At 39.3% G+C, this 17,587-nt stretch carries 9 protein-coding genes; all 9 read left to right on the top strand.

What is annotated here, in order from left to right:
- Window positions 1-129 precede the first annotated feature (129 nt).
- The 9 genes from ABIN91_RS03300 to ABIN91_RS03260 all read left to right on the top strand — a co-directional run bounded on the left by ABIN91_RS03300 (window position 130) and on the right by ABIN91_RS03260 (window position 17,531).
- Complete coding sequence (locus tag ABIN91_RS03300) at window positions 130-675, top strand: sigma-70 family RNA polymerase sigma factor (RefSeq protein ID WP_348048414.1); 546 nt, start codon at window positions 130-132, stop codon at window positions 673-675.
- Between the two features lie 98 nt (window positions 676-773).
- A complete protein-coding gene (locus ABIN91_RS03295) occupies window positions 774-1,643 on the top strand; it encodes a FecR family protein (RefSeq protein ID WP_348048412.1) in 870 nt (289 codons plus the stop codon).
- A 174-nt stretch (window positions 1,644-1,817) separates the two neighbouring features.
- The gene (locus ABIN91_RS03290) at window positions 1,818-5,174 is read left to right on the top strand and encodes a TonB-dependent receptor (RefSeq protein ID WP_348048410.1); all 3,357 of its coding nucleotides are present in this window, start codon (window positions 1,818-1,820) and stop codon (window positions 5,172-5,174) included.
- Between the two features lie 10 nt (window positions 5,175-5,184).
- A complete protein-coding gene (locus tag ABIN91_RS03285) occupies window positions 5,185-6,876 on the top strand; it encodes a RagB/SusD family nutrient uptake outer membrane protein (protein WP_348048408.1) in 1,692 nt (563 codons plus the stop codon).
- 106 nt (window positions 6,877-6,982) lie between these two features.
- Window positions 6,983-9,958 carry a glycosyl hydrolase family 28-related protein gene (locus tag ABIN91_RS03280; protein WP_348048406.1) on the top strand — a complete coding sequence of 992 codons (2,976 nt, stop codon included), beginning with the start codon at window positions 6,983-6,985 and terminating at the stop codon, window positions 9,956-9,958.
- Window positions 9,959-10,095: 137 nt separating this feature from the next.
- A complete protein-coding gene (locus tag ABIN91_RS03275; protein WP_348048404.1) occupies window positions 10,096-11,403 on the top strand; it encodes a polysaccharide lyase 6 family protein in 1,308 nt (435 codons plus the stop codon).
- A gap of 77 nt (window positions 11,404-11,480) precedes the next feature.
- A complete protein-coding gene (locus tag ABIN91_RS03270) occupies window positions 11,481-12,233 on the top strand; it encodes a heparin lyase I family protein (protein WP_348048402.1) in 753 nt (250 codons plus the stop codon).
- 104 nt (window positions 12,234-12,337) lie between these two features.
- Entirely contained in the window at window positions 12,338-16,441 is a 4,104-nt protein-coding gene (locus ABIN91_RS03265) for a two-component regulator propeller domain-containing protein (RefSeq protein WP_348048399.1), read from the top strand.
- 214 nt (window positions 16,442-16,655) lie between these two features.
- A complete protein-coding gene (locus ABIN91_RS03260; protein WP_348048397.1) occupies window positions 16,656-17,531 on the top strand; it encodes an AraC family transcriptional regulator in 876 nt (291 codons plus the stop codon).
- The last annotated feature ends 56 nt before the right edge of the window (window positions 17,532-17,587 follow it).

The raw sequence follows: 17,587 nt of genomic DNA, 5'->3' as shown, positions 1-17,587 counted from the left end.
ACTCACGGAGTAAAATGCCAAAAGCGCATAATACCCTCTCCTCAATATATCCTGATATTTATAACTACCAATTATTGCTTTATTGCCCCAAAACCTGATGGCAATAAATGCGACCTAATTATAGATCAGATGTCTCAGGAAGAATTAATAGTTTTAATTCAAAAAGGTGATATAAAAGCGTTCGATAAGTTTTATAAAGACAATTGGAGGCCATTATACCACATGGCTTATCGCTCAACAGGTTCGGTTGATGATGCAAAAGACCTGGTTCAGAATGTGTTTATAAGTTTCTGGAACAATAAGGAGAACATCGAAGTTAGCCGGTTCCATGTCTCATACCTTTTTACATCGCTAAAAAACGGTATTACCAATCTTTATAAAAAGGCCGAAGTAAGAAGGCATTATTCAGAAGAAACAATTGAACGTGATCCGGTTTATACTGTTGAAGATGATTACCTGGCTAAAGAGCTTGCCCAAACATTGCAAAACCGCGTAACATTACTGCCTGATAAAATGCAACGGGTGTTTGTATTGTCCCGTTATCAGCATTTATCAATTAGTGAAATATCCCAATCCCTCAATATTGCCCCCCGTACAGTGAAAAATCAACTGTCAACCGCATTAAAAATTCTTCGCACAGCTGTGTGCATTATTGCACTCTTTTATTTTTTTTAAAATAAATCTGGTACCTCTGCCCAACTTACTTGTATTAGTATACAAAAGGCAAATACCACCTCTGCAGTGCGTGTTTCAAACCTAAATTTAATATATAAATGTTTAAAAAGGCTAAACCTGATAGAGCTCCAATAAATGGCGACGATCACTTGTATGATGAACATGCAATGGCTGCCATTGAAAAAGACATGCTCAAAAATATCCACCTGCAAATTAACGGGACTGGATATTTTTTTAAGCATCAAACGGTAATTTATGCTTTAGCGGCATCTGTTTTACTGGTTTGTGCTATTGGTTTTTTATTTTTTTATAGTAATCAATCGCAAAAGTTGATCACCGTAACTGCTGATAGAGGGCATATATCGATAGTGTCGTTGCCGGATGGATCAAAGGTTTGGCTAAACTCGGGTTCAACGCTGGCGTATCCCGCAGTATTTGGTAAGATCAGATCGGTAGAGTTGGTAAATGGTGAGGCTTTTTTTGATATCCGGCATAATCCAAAGCATCCTTTTGTAGTGCATTATGGAGATATGCATGCCCAGGTTTTAGGTACAAGCTTCAATATTAAATACTATAAAAAGTTGAATGATGTACGCATAACCGTTGTAACCGGATTAGTTGAAGTGGGTAATACAAAGCAGAGCTTTGGTATGATAAGCCCGGATAAAGAGATCATCTACAATCAAAAAACCAGCTTCCATAATGCGCGCCCTATCAACTCGCATAAGGTAGCCGCGTGGAAAGCCCGCGAGGTTAACCTGTACGATGTTCCGTTTGAGGATCTGGTGCTTACTATTGAAAACGTATATAGTGTAAAAGTAAAATACGACCGTGAAAAAATGAAAGATATAATTACAACCATACATTTTTCAAGTTCGGATGATATAAAGGAAGCGCTTGAAATTATAAAAACTATTCATGGTTTAAACTATACCATAAACGGGAAGGAGGTTGAATTGAAGGATTAAGATTAACCTGGTACAGATAAACAACACCCGGGCCTAAGCTTACGGGTATTGTTTGAGTTTATTAAATGTAGCTATTGGAAAAGGGTCTCAAGCTAACCCAATGGCATACATAGTTTTAACAAGTAAAACTTTACAAATATGATAAAAAAATCAACTCAATTATTCGTTTTTTTTATGAAATTATCGATGATTGCAATAATTGGTTCACTGGCGTTTGGTGAATTGCTGTTTGCAAAAAGTGCAAGCAGCCAAATTGCTAATTCTACAGTTACCGTTAGTATAAATAGTGATGCGCTAAAAGCTTCGATAGAAAGTATAGAAAAGCAAACCCGGATAAAATTCTCTTTCAACTCTTATGATCTGGACGGGTATAATACCGAGGCGCACAATTATTCGAACGAGACACTGGCTCAGATTTTAAAATGCCTGCTAAACAAAACGCAACTTGATTATAAAGAAATTAATAACAGTATCGTAATATATGCTAAAGCTGCAAATACTGTTAATACCACACCCAGTACAATCATTAATGCCGAAAAGGCTAATATAAATATAAAGGGTAAAGTGACCGATGACAACGAGCCATTACCCGGGGTATCAGTAAAAATTGACGGCACATCAACCGGAGTACTTACCGATCTTAATGGTAATTATAGTATTAGTGTGCCCGATAATGCTGTGCTTGTTTTTACTTACATAGGTTATGCTACACAAAAGGTTAATGTAGGTAGCCAAAGCACAGTTAATGTAAATATGATAGCCGAATCCAAATCGTTGAATGAGGTTGTTGTGGTAGGATACGGTGTTCAAAAAAAATCGGATGTAACGGGTTCAATTACCTCCATATCCGCGCAAGCGTTAAAAGATGTACCTGCGGCAAATTTAGTTCAGGCTTTACAGGGACAGGGAACTGGTATTGATGTGCAAAAAAGCGGAGGTAACAGTCACCCGGGCTCTGTGCCATCCATCATTATAAGGGGAACACGATCTAAACAAGCATCCAACGATCCTTTATTTGTTGTGGATGGTATCCCCTTCACCGGTAATATTCAGGATTTAAACCTGGACGATGTTGCTTCGGTTGAGGTTTTAAAGGATGCTTCGTCTACTGCTATATATGGCTCACGCGGCGCAAATGGCGTTATATTGATAACTACCAAACGTGGTAAAATAGGCGAACCTGTGGTTACCTACAGCGCTTATGCGGGGTATTCAAAACCAATTGCCCAATATAATGTAATGAATGCCGATCAATATGCTTTGCTGAAAAAATGGGCTTATTACAATGCCGCGGCCGCAAATCCTTTATATACCAGTCCTGATGATCCACGTATATTAACAAGCGGTGCCTTTGGTGCGCAAGAATTAACATCGCTACAAACGGGCCGCAATACCAACTGGCAAGATCTGATCTATAAAAATGGTTTTCTTACCAACCACCAAATAGGTGTTTCTGGCGGAACAGAGAAAACGAAATATGATATATCTGCAGGTTATTATAATGAAACCGGTATTTATGGCGGTCAGCAATTTACACGTTATTCTATTAAGGTAAGCTTAGATCAAAACATTGGTAAAAGCCTGAAAATTGGCTTGAGTTCACTAAATAACCTGACTTATATTGATGGTGAAAATGCTAACCCATTGGGTCAGGCTTTAAGAGCGAGCCCATTGGCAACTCCTTATGATGACGTAACCGGAGCTTTAGTAGGCTATGTGAACGGTAGCGCAAACCAGGTTTGGAACCCTTTGGCTAACCTTGTTCCGGGAGCTTCGGTTGAAACCCGTAAACGTTTAGGAACTTTTACAACAGCTTACGCCGAGCTAAACCTGGCACCGGGTTTAAAATACAGGTTTAATGGAGGTGCTGAAATTAAGCCGGAGGTTTATGGTAATTTTTATGCGGCTGCCACTTATAATAACCAGGGCGCGCAATCATCGGCAAACAATCAAAGCAAATACAACTACAATTACACGATCGAAAACATCATCACCTATGATAAGGTGATCGCTAAAAAACATCATATCAGTTTTACGGGTTTGTATAGCTTGCAGGAAAATCAAAGCCAGAATAACTCTTTTAGTTATAACAATTTACTATCTGATGGTGTACAGTATTTTAACCCGGCCGTTGGCTCAAATTTAACAGGCACGGGTTCTTATGCCATGTATGATCTGATATCGTACATGGGCAGGTTAAACTATGGTTATAATGATAAATATTTATTTACGGTAACCTTGCGTTCTGATGGTTCGTCAAAACTGGCACCGGGTAATAAGTATCATTTGTTCCCTTCTACAGCATTTGCCTGGAACGTATTAAAAGAGCCTATTTTTAAAGATTCCAAAATTTTATCAAACTTAAAAATTCGCCTAAGCTATGGCGACGTGGGTAATGCGGCTATCAATCCATATCAAACATTGGGTGGCTTATCAACAGTTACCTATAATTATGGCACCAAAAATACCATTGGTGCGTATCCAACAAGCGCCCCGAATACCAACCTGGACTGGGAATACACACGTACATTAAATGCCGGTATTGATTTTGGACTATGGGGAGATAGAGTTACCGGTAGTGTAGATGCTTATCACGAGTTTACCCGCTCACTATTGTTACCCGAAACCTTGCCGCCAACATCGGGCATACCTAACGCGGTTTTAACCAATGTTGGAAAATCAGAGAACGTAGGGATCGAGATCAATTTGAATACAGTTAACATTGCCGCTAAAGGGAAACGTGGCTTTAGCTGGAACACTAATTTCAACATTACATTTAACCGTGGCAAAGTAACCGAGTTAGCTAATGGAACTACAGTTGATATCTCCAACAATTTATTTGTGGGCCAGCCGCTGGGTGCCATATTTGATTATAAAAAGGTAGGCATATGGCAAAATACAGCAGCGGATACTGCTTTAGCTAAAAAATACGGATTGACCATTACGGGTGGCCAATCAGTTATTGGTTCTATAAAAGTGTTGGATCTGAATAACGATAACAAGCTTGATGCTAACGACAGGATGATCATCGGTACAGATCAACCCTTATTTTCTGGGGGTATCACTAATCGCTTCGGTTATAAAGGGTTTGATTTTACCGTAGTAGCAGCATACCGTGTAGGCGGCACCCTAACCTCGCAAATTTATCAAAGCGGTAGCTTTTTGAATACCCTGCAAGGCAACTATAATAATTTGAACTATAGCTACTGGACACCAACCAATCACGAAAATTATTTTCCTAAGCCTACCAACGCGCTTACCAATACGCAGTATTCATCAACGCTCAGTTATTTTAGCGCAACTTATGTAAAGATCAGGAGCATTAGCTTGGGATATGTGCTGCCTAAATCTTTAATCACTCACATAGGTGCAAAATCGCTAAAAGTTTACGCTACGGCGCAAAATCCATTCACGCTATTTTCGCCATACAAAAATATTTTCCATGGGATAGACCCTGAGTCTGCCGGAAAATTGGGCGAAGATACCCCCGCAACATGGTCCATGACGTTTGGAATTAATTTAACTCTCTAATTAAACAGTTATGAAAAGAATACCTATATATCTATTAGCCGCGCTGATCATCATATCAATCAATTCGGGTTGTAATAAAAAGCTGGAAGAAACACCTATATCCAACTTAACGCCCGGTTTTTTTAGTACTCAGCAAGGTTTTCAAGCCGGGTTGGATGCCGCTTACGCGGGTTTCCGCACAATTTACGGCCCCGATTCGTATTTTGAATTGAGTGTTGGCGGTACAGATGAATTTCAGGCCGGGGTTGATGGTACCGCCGCGCTGGTAAGGTATAACAGTGGTTATACTACTTCGGACGGTACCGTTTCCGGGATATGGAAAAATTGTTATACTTACATTAACACCTGTAATGGCTTAGTTGATAATGCACCTGCTTTAAGTGGCATTGACGCAACCACTAAGAATGAAATGGTTGCCGAAGCCAAATTCTTACGTGCCAACTACTATTTTATACTGGTGCAAAATTGGGGTGACGTTACGCTAAACCTCCATTTTCAAAGTTCGCCTACGTTATCGGCCACGCGTGATAAAGCAGCCGATGTATACAACTTTATTATTCAGGATTTAACAGATGCCATAGCAGCCTTACCTGCTACGCCGCAAACCACGGGGATACTTCCAGGCAAGGCAACAAAAATCGCCGCTATGCATGTGCTGGCTAAGGTTTACTTGACGCGTGGGTACTCAGCGTCAAAAAAAAGTGACGATTTTAAAAATGCGGCTACAACTGCAACAAGCATTATTAATACCGTTGCACCCGCAGGCGGTGCAAAGCTTTTGCAGGATTTTGGGAAAGTTTGTGCTCAGGGTAATGAAACCAATACCGAAGTTTTATGGGCGGTTGAACACACTTCAAGCCTGGCTTATAATGGTTCGTCAGCACAAAACAATAGCGGTCCTGATAATTTGTATGTTCACTTGTTTGTTCCCAGGTATGAACTACAACCAGGTATGCAGCGTGATGTTGTTGATGGCCGGCCATATGCGCGGGTAATGCCAACCCGCTGGCTTACCGATACCGCTTTTAAAGATAAAACCAATGATACCCGTTACTTTAAATCGTTTCAATCGGCATGGATAGCCAATAATGCTGCTACTATACCAAAAGATGCGAGTAATAAACCAAAGTATACCGTTGGCGATACGGCAATATGGATGCCAGCTGTTGAACTCACTGCAACCCAAATAGCCAAATATCGTTACCAGGTATTGGTGCCAAGCAAGTATGTGAATACGCTTTATCCTACTATGATAAAGTACTATGATGATAAACGCACCGATCAGAACGCGCCATCTATCCGCCCTATCATCATTTACCGCCTTGCCGAAACTTATTTAATAGCCGCCGAAGCTTTATTTATGGACAATCGCGCTGGTGAAGCCTTGCCTTACATTAATGCTATCCGCGAGCGTGCGGCATATCCAAACAGTAATACAGCTATCATGGATATTACCACAGCCGATATTACACTTGATTTTATTTTAGATGAGCGTTCGCGCGAGTTGTGTGGTGAGCTATCGCGTTGGCAGGATCTGGTTAGAACAGGTACATTATTGAACCGTGTTAAACTACATAATGCCGATGCGAGAGCAAATATTAAACCTTTCCATGTGTTAAGGCCAATTCCGCAATCGCAGATAGACGGGACAATTACCGGACCGGCGTATGATAACAGTCGATTTTTTGCCGGATGGAATTAACTATATAATTATTGAAGGATTTTATTTTTCTCAAGGCAGTAAATACAATGCCCCGGCTGGTTACCGGGGCTACTGCAAAGCCTACCATTAAGTTTAAAACAATATAATGTACTCCAAATCATTTAAAATATTAGCTCTTGCTGCTGTTTCGCAAGTTGGGTTTTTAGGCTTTGCAAAAGCGCAGACGCAAATTAAAGCCCGTGGAAATTCATCACACATTGCATATATCCATCAGGATACTTTGGCCGTTGTTAGGGGGAGTACCTATCAATATACAGTTGATACTCCCGAAGATAAGGGACTGGTTTCTACAAATCCTAATGTAAATCAACTGCTTTCAGAAGTTGCGGCAGCAGATGGCGCTATTCATAAATATGCGATCACAGATAAAAACGGAAATATCAAAAATGAAGGAGATGTTATAACCGGAGATCATTTTGTTGTTGCAACCGCCAATGGCAAAACAAACCAAAGCTATTTTATTGCAGTTGTGCCAGGAGCTTTAACCGGCAAGCTTATTTTACAAAAAGGCGCCGTTACAGCCAATACAAAAACAGCCTTAACCCTATACTTTACAGCGGGGCAACGTACGCCAGATGCTACTGTGAAACTGATTTTACCTGCCGGCATAAATGCCACTATGGATAACACAACAGTAAATGTTATTGGCCGTGGCGATGTGAAATTGAAAGATCTGGCAACACAATCCATAGGCCGTACAGGCACACATTATTCGTATACTAAAGTTGGCGATGTTAGCATAACCCCAACCGTTAATGGCGGCCAGCTTATAACTTTCAACCATCTTGATCTTCGCCCTGCTAATGGTGCCGATTTAAAGATCGTGTTTCAAAACATCGAATTAAAAAAAGTTGGAGATTATGTTTTTAGCGCCATGTACACCACATCGCAACCTCAGCAATTAAGCAGTTTGGGTAAAGGTACGGAGCAAGCCGTATTGAAAGTAACATCTACTATTGCAGGCTTTGAACGCGTTAGTGATCAGGATCTGCAATATCGTGAAACACCGGATACCTATACCAAAGCAAGTTTTAAATGGGGTGCAACACTTGCGGCGGCTCCTCAATTGATGCAATCAACAGATAAAGGCAAAACCTGGAAACCATCAGCTACAGCTAAAATAGATGTTAAAAATGCTATGGCTACCGTTTCGGGTTTATTGGCTAACCGTGAATATGCATTTAAACTTAAAGTTGCCAGTGGTGCTAATAAAGGTGAGTCAAACATAGCATGGTTTTATTCGGGTAAGTTAGATATCAAAAATTATGGGCTTAAAGGCGATGGCGTTGAAGATAATACTGATAAGATAAACGAAGCCATAGCCTACCTTGAACGTTTGGGTGGCGGTACTTTGTTTTTTAGTAAGGGTATTTATTCGGTAAGAACGGTTCACCTTAAAAGCAATGTTTATTTGTATGTAGATAAAGATGCTACCATACAAGCTCTTAAAGGGAACGATGCACCAGAAACCACTTGGTTTAGCGATAAAAAATATCGGTCGGGCTTATCACCTACAGATTCCGGCCCATACCAGGACCCTGAAAACTATATGACCAAGCAAGACGTTGGTCACCATTATTTTAACAACGCCATGTTTTTTGGTGAACGCTTAAACAATGTTAAGATAATTGGAAATGGCCGGATAACGGGTAATGGAAATCTGGTAAATGGCGATAAGGTAATGAACAACGCTCCCGATAACCGCGCCGATAAGATCTTCGTTTTAAAACAATGTACAAACCTGGAAATAGGCGGGATCTATCGTAAAGAAGATTTATGGTACGATGAAGAAAAGGACGAACCCTATTATAGAGGTAAAAATGGAGCAAAGCTATCTAACGATAATATGCTGAACATAGATCGCTCGGGTCACTTTGTTTTGCTGGCCACCGGTACTGATAATATCAATATTCACGATAATTATATGGGCAGGCATTCTACATCAAACACCCGGGATATTTTTGATTTTATGGGATGTAATAATGTTGACGCCACCAACATTTATGTAAAAACAACATCAGATGATATTATAAAACTGGGATCGGATTGTTCATTGGGTTTTACCCGCCCGGCACGCAATTACAAAGTGCGCAATATTGTTGGTGATACCAATTGTAACCTGCTGCAAATAGGCTCGGAAACGGTTGATGATATTACCGATGTTTATGTAGATAACGTTTATGTTTTAGGTGGCAACAAAGCGGGTTTTTCCATTTCGGCTAATGATGGTTCGCATGTTAAAAATGTGCAGCTAAATAGCGGTTTTACCGGCCCTATTCATTCCCGTTCAAAAATGTATAGATGTACTACCCCCTTCTTCATTTCTATATCAAACCGTGGCAGGGTGATCGGTGCCGATGCTGGAAAGTATTCGTTTATGGAAAACGGCAAAAAACATAATGAGTTATTGGTTAAAAACGTAAACATAGGCGAGGTTGAGGATGTCAAGATTAACAGTGTTGATGTATATGAGGTTTATAGCGGTAGCTCCTACAGCGGTAAAAGGTGGAAAGCTTATGATGGTACACAAAAAAAATCGAGCCCGATAATTGCCGGGTACAGATTACCCGATGCCGCCGATGTTGATGGTGGCCTGGATTTTAAACTACCGAACGGCAAGCACACGGGCTATGTGAAAAACATCACTTTTAACGATGTTAACATTTTGGTTAAAGGGGGTAATGCCGTAACCGATACGGCCAATACCGCGCCCGAGTTAGGTGTAGGTCAATACAACGTTGGCGATTTAAAAGTTCAGCCATCGTACGGTTTATGGGTGAGGCATGTAAACGGACTTACGGTTAAAAATAGCACCTTTAATTATGAGAAACGCGATAGTCGCTACGCCATGTTTTTTGATGATGTGATTGGCGTTAACCTGTCGGGAATAAAGCTGATCCATCCACAGGATAATCCGTTTATTATGGCTTTGAAAAACTCATCGGGCATTAATGCGGATAACGTTATTTATTACAATGATGTATGGGGAATTGAACCAAAGCAGCTTACTAATATAACCAGTACAGCCGCAAAAAGTACAATTAGCATTATTGCAAAATGAAAGTAGTTGAACATTATTTGATGTACATAAACCTTACTTTTTAGCTTATATGGGATAATTTTAACTATAACCTATTTATAAATTTGTGTACCATATATAAATATATACGCATAAATTAATTTAACCATTATATAAAAATGAGAAGTAAAACATTGAATATAGTATTAGCTTGTATTGTTGTATTTTTAACTAATTCGGTATTTGCCCAAAATATTAAAGTAGCCAGTATCCCGGCACTTCAAACCGCTATAAGCAAGGCTAAACCTGGCGATGTGATCACTCTTGCAAACGGTGTTTATACCACAACAGAGGATATTGTAGTTGATAAAAAAGGGACTCAGAAACAAACGATAGTTATTTGCGCGGAAACTATTGGCAACGCCGAAATTACCGGACAAGGTGGCTTTAACCTGGCCAGCGGTGCTGCTTACATAACCATTAAAGGTTTCAAATTTACCCATAAAGCATCCAAAGCTAAAACAGCGGGCGGTAGTAGCTTTTGCAGATGGACACAGAATATTTTTGAAAATGTAGGCGATGGTGAAGATCTCACTATTGCGGGTTCTGATCACGAAGTGGACTATAATACCTTTCAAAACAAGAATGCCATGGGGCGCTTTTTAGCGATACGGGGTACTGGGAAGCAAATTGCCGAAAGATTAAATATCCACCATAATTACTTTAACAACTTTACAAGTCAGGGGGGTAAAAATGGAGCCGAAGCCTTCCAGTTTGGCTTAAGCGGTTTTAGTTTATCAACCAGTAACAGTATTGCTGAATACAACCTGTTTGAGAATTGTGCCGGCGAAAACGAACTGATATCCGTAAAAGCATCGGGTGTTACGTTAAGGTATAATACTGTTAGTGGCTGCCCTGCACAGTTTACCTTGCGCCATGGCAATAAAAGTGTTGTACAAGGCAACTATTTTATCAATACCCCCGGTTTGCGCATTTTTGGCGATGACCATTTGATAACAGGCAATTACTTTGAAAACTGTAAACCTGCCATAACTATAGGTAACGGTGACGGCGAGGTAGCCGATGGTGCCCAACTCACCGCCCATGACAGGCCTGATCGTGTATTAATTACCTACAACACACTGATCAACAATGCCGAAAACTATGTGATGACCCAACGCAAGGATGGGATGGGGGCAACCAATACCACATTTGCTAATAACATAATTCAAGGCGGCGGAGAGGCTGCCGGAATAACAGGCCCTTATCCGGGTGCGAAATGGGAAGGTAATATTGTGTTTAATACCAAACCCGGTGCCATACCAGATGGTGGCTATGCTTTGACTGATCCTAAGTTGGTGAAAACACCTGCAGGGTATTATCTTCCTGTATCAGCAAATGCAAACCTATACTATCCTAATGCTAAAACAACCCCGGCTAACCATATATTAAAACCGGAAGATGTTGGTTATAAAGCTGTTAAATAGATATGTACAAAAACATCAGACAATTGGTAAGAACTAAATTTATATGCCTATCCGGGATACTTTTTTGTGCAAGCACAATGCTCCGCGCTCAAACAGTTTTAAAAGCAAATGGTGGTAACGAAGATGCATATCAACATATTAACCAGGTTTTAGGTGGCGCAGCCTGTGAGGTGCCCGATTGTATACATCCCGTTAAGCACATTACTGAAGAATACGACACACAACTCAAAGAATACGTATTTGTATTTCATATCCACACGGCAATTGATAACGACAGATGTAAGAGTTTCGACCGCCAGCGTAACGAGATAAAAACATATGGCCCATCTGTCCGGAATTTGAAGGGCCAGCTTGGTGATACTTATGTTTATCAATGGAAATTTAAATTGGATAGCAGTTTTAAAGCGCAACCTACTTTTACACATATCCATCAGATCAAGGCTGGCGATGGCGATGCAGGAGCCCCAATTATTACACTTACACCCAGATATGGCTCGCCTGATAGAATGGAAGTGATACACACAGGGTCGTCTAAACAAACAAGTAAAGGGGTATTAAAAGCGGTAAACCTTGCGGATTTTAAAGGCCAATGGGTTGAAGTAACCGAAAAATTGAAGTATGATAGCCACGGCACTTATGAAATTGAAATAAGAAGAATAAGCGATGGCAAATCGCTATTAAGCTTTAGTGTTACCGATATTGACCTTTGGCGTTCTGAAACAAGTTTTTGCCGACCTAAATGGGGTATTTACCGCAGTTTAAAAAGCCCGTCGTATATTCAGGATGAAAACATCAAGTTTGCAGATATCTCAATTAAAAGGTCCGAATAACCATAATTATTCCACGCACCTCATTTACGGCAAAGTTGCCTTTATATTAAAAAATGGAGTAATTTAGTGTGCCGATTTAATTATAAACGAACACACCAATTATTTTGATCAAACTGCGTATAATATTATTAGGCATTGTATGTCTGCTCTTTTTGCAGATAAGCAACCCGTATGCGCAAAACCTTGTTTTTAAGAATATTAATGTTGATAATGGTTTATCGCAAAACACAGTGTTATCTGTTTTGCAGGATAAAAAAGGATACCTGTGGGTTGGTACCTATGATGGCTTAAGCAGGTATAACGGGCTTGAATTTACGGTTTATAAAAACGAAGCTAAAAACAGCAAAAGCCTAAGTAATAACCGGATAAATAAACTACTTGAAGATGATAAAGGTAACCTGTGGGTTGGTACCACAAATGGGTTAAACCTGTACATCCCCGATACAGAATCGTTCATTCGCTATAAAACCAATAATACCACAACAAATTACACGGTTTTAGATATTGTTCAGGATAAGCAAGGTATAATATGGGTTGCGTCCGATCATGGTTTGTTTTACCTCGAGCAATCAGATCTGAATACACACTCAATAACCCTTTCAAAAATCTGTGGTAATGATAAAATAACAAGTTTATATGTTGATCATGAACAACACATATGGATAAGTGCGGGCCAAACCCTAAAAATATACGATAAGCCAAACAACAGATTTTTAGAATTACCTACTTCCATCAAGAAAGATGGAAAACTCCTAAACTGCGTGGTGCGTAACATCATTCAGGATCATGACAAAAATTACTGGATAGCAAGCGAAACAGACGGCCTGTTTTGCTATAATCCTAAAACAAGCCAATGCTTTAATTATACACAAAGCAATGGCTTGCTAAGCAATACGGTAAGGGCTGTATTAGAGCGCGACAACCATATGATATGGGTTGGTACAAAAAAGGGCTTAAACATTATCAATACTCAAACCGGTAAGATCAGCAGTTTTACTTACGATGTGTTTAATCTCAATTCATTGAGCCAGAATTCTATACGCTGTATTTTTAAAGATAACGAAGATAATATTTGGTTAGGTACTTATAACGGTGGCTTAAACTCTGTTTACAGTCAGTTTAATAATTTTTACTCTTTAGGTCGTAAAAGAGGGGGTAATGTAGGTTTATCATACAATATTGTGAATGCCATTATTGCCGGCGATCATGGCGATTACTGGGTAGGTACGGATGATGGCGGACTAAACCATTTAGATAGTACCTTACAAAATAATAAGGTGTATTACCAGTTTAACGGAGCCAGCCGGGAATTATTGGGGAACAGCATTAAGGCTATAGCTAATCACGCTGACCATAACAAGTTATGGATTGCTACTGCAAGCGGATTAAATATTTTTGACAAAACAACAGGTGGCTTTACCACTACAAACTACATAGCAAAGCCTGAAATTCCCGGATATATTCAAAATTATGTTCTGTTAAAAAACAACAGTGGTTTGTGGATCGGCACCAATTTTAGTGGTTTGTATTTTGTGGATAATGCCAATAAATTACACTCCTATAAAACCAGTGAGCATAATACTACCGCTCTGCTGCAAGATGGTAATACCTTATGGGTGGGGCTAAAAAACAAAGGTTTAAATAAGATTGATCTGCAAACACAGCAGTTGGTTTCTTATGAGCCAAATATTCATCAGCCTTACAGTTTGGGTAATAATTCGGTAAGTTTTATTTACAAAGACACAAAGGCCCGGTTATGGTTAGGAACCGATGGTGGCGGAATAAATTACCTGGATATTAAAACCAATCGTTTTTATACTATTGACGAAGGGTTGGGCATAGCTAATAATACCATTCATGGTATTTTAGAAGATAGGCAAGGCCGTTTATGGGTAAGTACCAATAAAGGCATATCATCAATAGCTATAAATAAATTTAAGCTTCCTTTTAATGCAGATGATCTAACCATTCAGAATTATACCATTGCCGATGGCTTGCAAAGCAATCAGTTTGTACAGGGTGCTGCCATTACAGCGGCTAATAAAAATATGGCGTTTGCAGGTATTAATGGCATCACGGTTTTTGATCCCGGCAAGGTAAAAATAAATAGAATAAAGCCACAGGTTGTTTTTACAGATTTTTTGATCTTCAACAAGTCTGTTCCGTTTACCGATAAGTCGTCGCCACTACTTAAACCAATTGACGAGACCCACGAGATCACTTTAAAATATAGCCAGGCCTTTTTCGGTATAAAGTTTGCCGCGCTTAATTTTATCAATCCCGAAAAAAACCAGTTCGCATTTAAGCTGGAAGGCTTTTCTGATAACGAATGGCATTACGTAGGTAACCAGCGGATAGCAACATATACCAACCTTGACCCCGGTACTTATTACTTTAAAGTTAAAGCGGCCAACAACAATGGTGTATGGAACAATATACCGCGCGAATTGAAAATAATAGTACTGCCGCCGTGGTATAAAACATGGTATGCCTTTGTGGGATATTTGATTATTGCTATTTGTTTATTGTACCTGTTCAATATTTATTCTAAAAAAACAGAGCGGTTAAAAAATGATCTGAAATACGAATCGCTGAGTCATAGTAAAGATCAGGAACTGGCTAAAAAGCAGTTGAACTTTTTTGTAAACATATCGCACGAAATAAAAACGCCATTAACCATGATCATGGCTCCACTACAGCGACTGATCGAAATGAATATTGGCAATAATAAAGTGCAAAACCAACTCATGTTGATGCAACGGAATGGCGATCGTTTGATAAGGCTCATTAATCAGTTGCTCGATAAAAAGAAACTCGAAACGGGGCACATGCAATTGCAGGCGACCGAAGCAGAGATAGTAGGCTTTATTAAAGAGATTCAGTTAGCGTTTGATGGCTTGGCTAAACTGAAAAATATTGAACTTAAACTAAATGCTAAACAGCATGATGTGAAATTGTGGTTTGATAAAGATAAGTTTGAAAAAGTGATATACAACTTATTATCAAACGCTATAAAGTTTACTCCAGATTACGGAAAAATAACCATATCAATACGTACAGAAAATGAACAGGTATTGATCAATGTTGAAGATAATGGTTGTGGTATAGATCAAGCCAACATCGATAAAATATTTGCACAGTTTTATCATTATGATAGTGCGGTTAAAATTGAAGGTACCGGTTTGGGATTAGCCTTTTCGAAAGAATTAATCGATCTGCACCACGGCCAGCTTACTGTAGAAAGCAGACCAGAAACGCCTGGTGAACCCGGTTATACGCGTTTCACCATAAGCTTACCGCTGGGGAAAGATCATCTTAAAGAAAATGAAATAGCTGGTGATTTTAAAGATAGTGAAGATATATTAAGCTATACCCGGAGTGATAAAACGATCAAAGCGCAGCTTGAGATTAAAAAACAAACTATTTTAAAAAAGGAAGACCGCGAGCGTTTTGTGATGTTGATTGTTGAGGATAATGAAGATGTTTTAAACTTTATTAAAGAGGGTTTTGATGATGATTTTGAAGTGCTCACGGCAACAAACGGGTTTGATGGCTTTAGCCTGGCAACAGAGGCTGGTCCGGATGTTATTATTAGTGATGTGATGATGCCGGGAATGGATGGGATTGAGCTTTGCAGTAAGTTAAAATCGGATATTAATACCAGTCACATCCCGGTGATACTACTAACCGCCCGTACCCAGATGATATTTAAAATAGAAGGTATTGAAACCGGAGCCGATGATTATATCACTAAACCTTTTAATTTTAATATGGTTGAGGCCCGGGTTTGGAATTTGATAGAGAACAGGCAAAAATTACGTGAGCGCTATCAGAAAGAGATCAAACTTGAACCACACAATATTGCGATAAGCAACTTGGACGGGGTTTTTCTAAACAAGGTTTTAAACTATATAGAGTTACATATTACCAACGCGGAATTGAGTGTTGAACAATTGAGCCAAGAAGTGGCCATGAGCAAGAGTTCGTTCTATAAAAAAATTAAATCGTTAACCAATCAAACAGGGGTCGAGTTTATCCGTACCGTGCGGCTTAAACGCGCGGCACAGTTATTAGCCCAGGGGCAGCTATCTGTTAACGAAGTATCGTACAGGGTAGGCTTTATGGATGTTGATTATTTTCGCAAGTGTTTTAAAGAACAATTTAAACATACACCAAAGGAACATCCTGTTACTAACGAAGAGAGCTAATTACATATATTTTATTTAATTAATTTAAAATCAGGTATTTAACTTGATTTCTTTTCTTTTTCCACATCCCAAAAAACAGATTTATCGGGTATTTTATACCAGAACGACATGGTTTTGTAAGCTGTATTGGCATATATATTTGGTTTAACCAATGGGGATATGTAAATATCCCATAAGAATTAACCAATGCCGCCAAGGCATTTAATAACCAATTATGAAACCACAACTACTCAAAGTCTCAAAAGGGCCAGCAAACTCTTTTAGTGTTCGACAGGATCTGGTTCCGCACTTTAACAACAAATGGCACTACCATCCCGAAGTTGAACTGATCCATTTTAAAAATGGCGAAGGCACACAATTTATAGGCGATAGTATTAAGCAATTTAAAGCCGGCGACATTGTACTTATTGGTTCGCAATTACCGCATTACTGGCGGTTTGACGATTCGTATTTTACGGATGATGCGAAGCGTAGTGTTGATGTAAGGGTAGCTCATTTTTGCGAAGATTTTTGGGGGCCGCAATTTTTGCAGTTACCCGAAAATAAGATGTTAAAAAACGTGCTCGAAAAAGCTACACGTGGTATTAAAGTTATGGGTAAAACTAAAAGCACAGTTGCTGCCTTGCTGGAACGTATGCTTCATTGCGAAGGCACCGAAAAAATAATTTTATTAATGGAAGCCTTAAATACCATTGCCAATTGTAGCCAGGTTACCATGCTGTCATCTATCGGTTTCAGGCATAATACCGGGGCATCTGCTGATGGTGACCGTATCAATGCGATATACGAATACTCAATAGCCAATTTCCGTAATAAAATACATCTTGAAGAAATTGCGGCTATTGCTTATATCAGTCCAAATTCGTTTTGCCGGTATTTTAAATCGCACACGCAAAAAACTTATTCTCAGTTTTTAATTGAGTTGAAAATTGGCCATGCCTGTAAGTTGCTTATCGAAAATAAGGTAGTTATTAAACAATTATGTTATGAGAGCGGCTTTAACAACTTTGCCAGTTTTCACAAATTTTTCAAACAAATTACAGGCAAAAGTCCGCTTACGTACCAAAAGGAATTTATGCACCAGGCCTGATTAATATAAATATTTGTTTTACTACAAAACCCGGCACCTATACTGCCGGGTTTGCT

It is taken from the genome of Mucilaginibacter sp. (assembly GCF_039921305.1).
In the GTDB taxonomy this organism is placed as follows: domain Bacteria; phylum Bacteroidota; class Bacteroidia; order Sphingobacteriales; family Sphingobacteriaceae; genus Mucilaginibacter.
The sequence above is the reverse complement of the archived record's forward strand: the minus strand, read 5'-3'. Positions and strand labels throughout refer to the sequence as shown.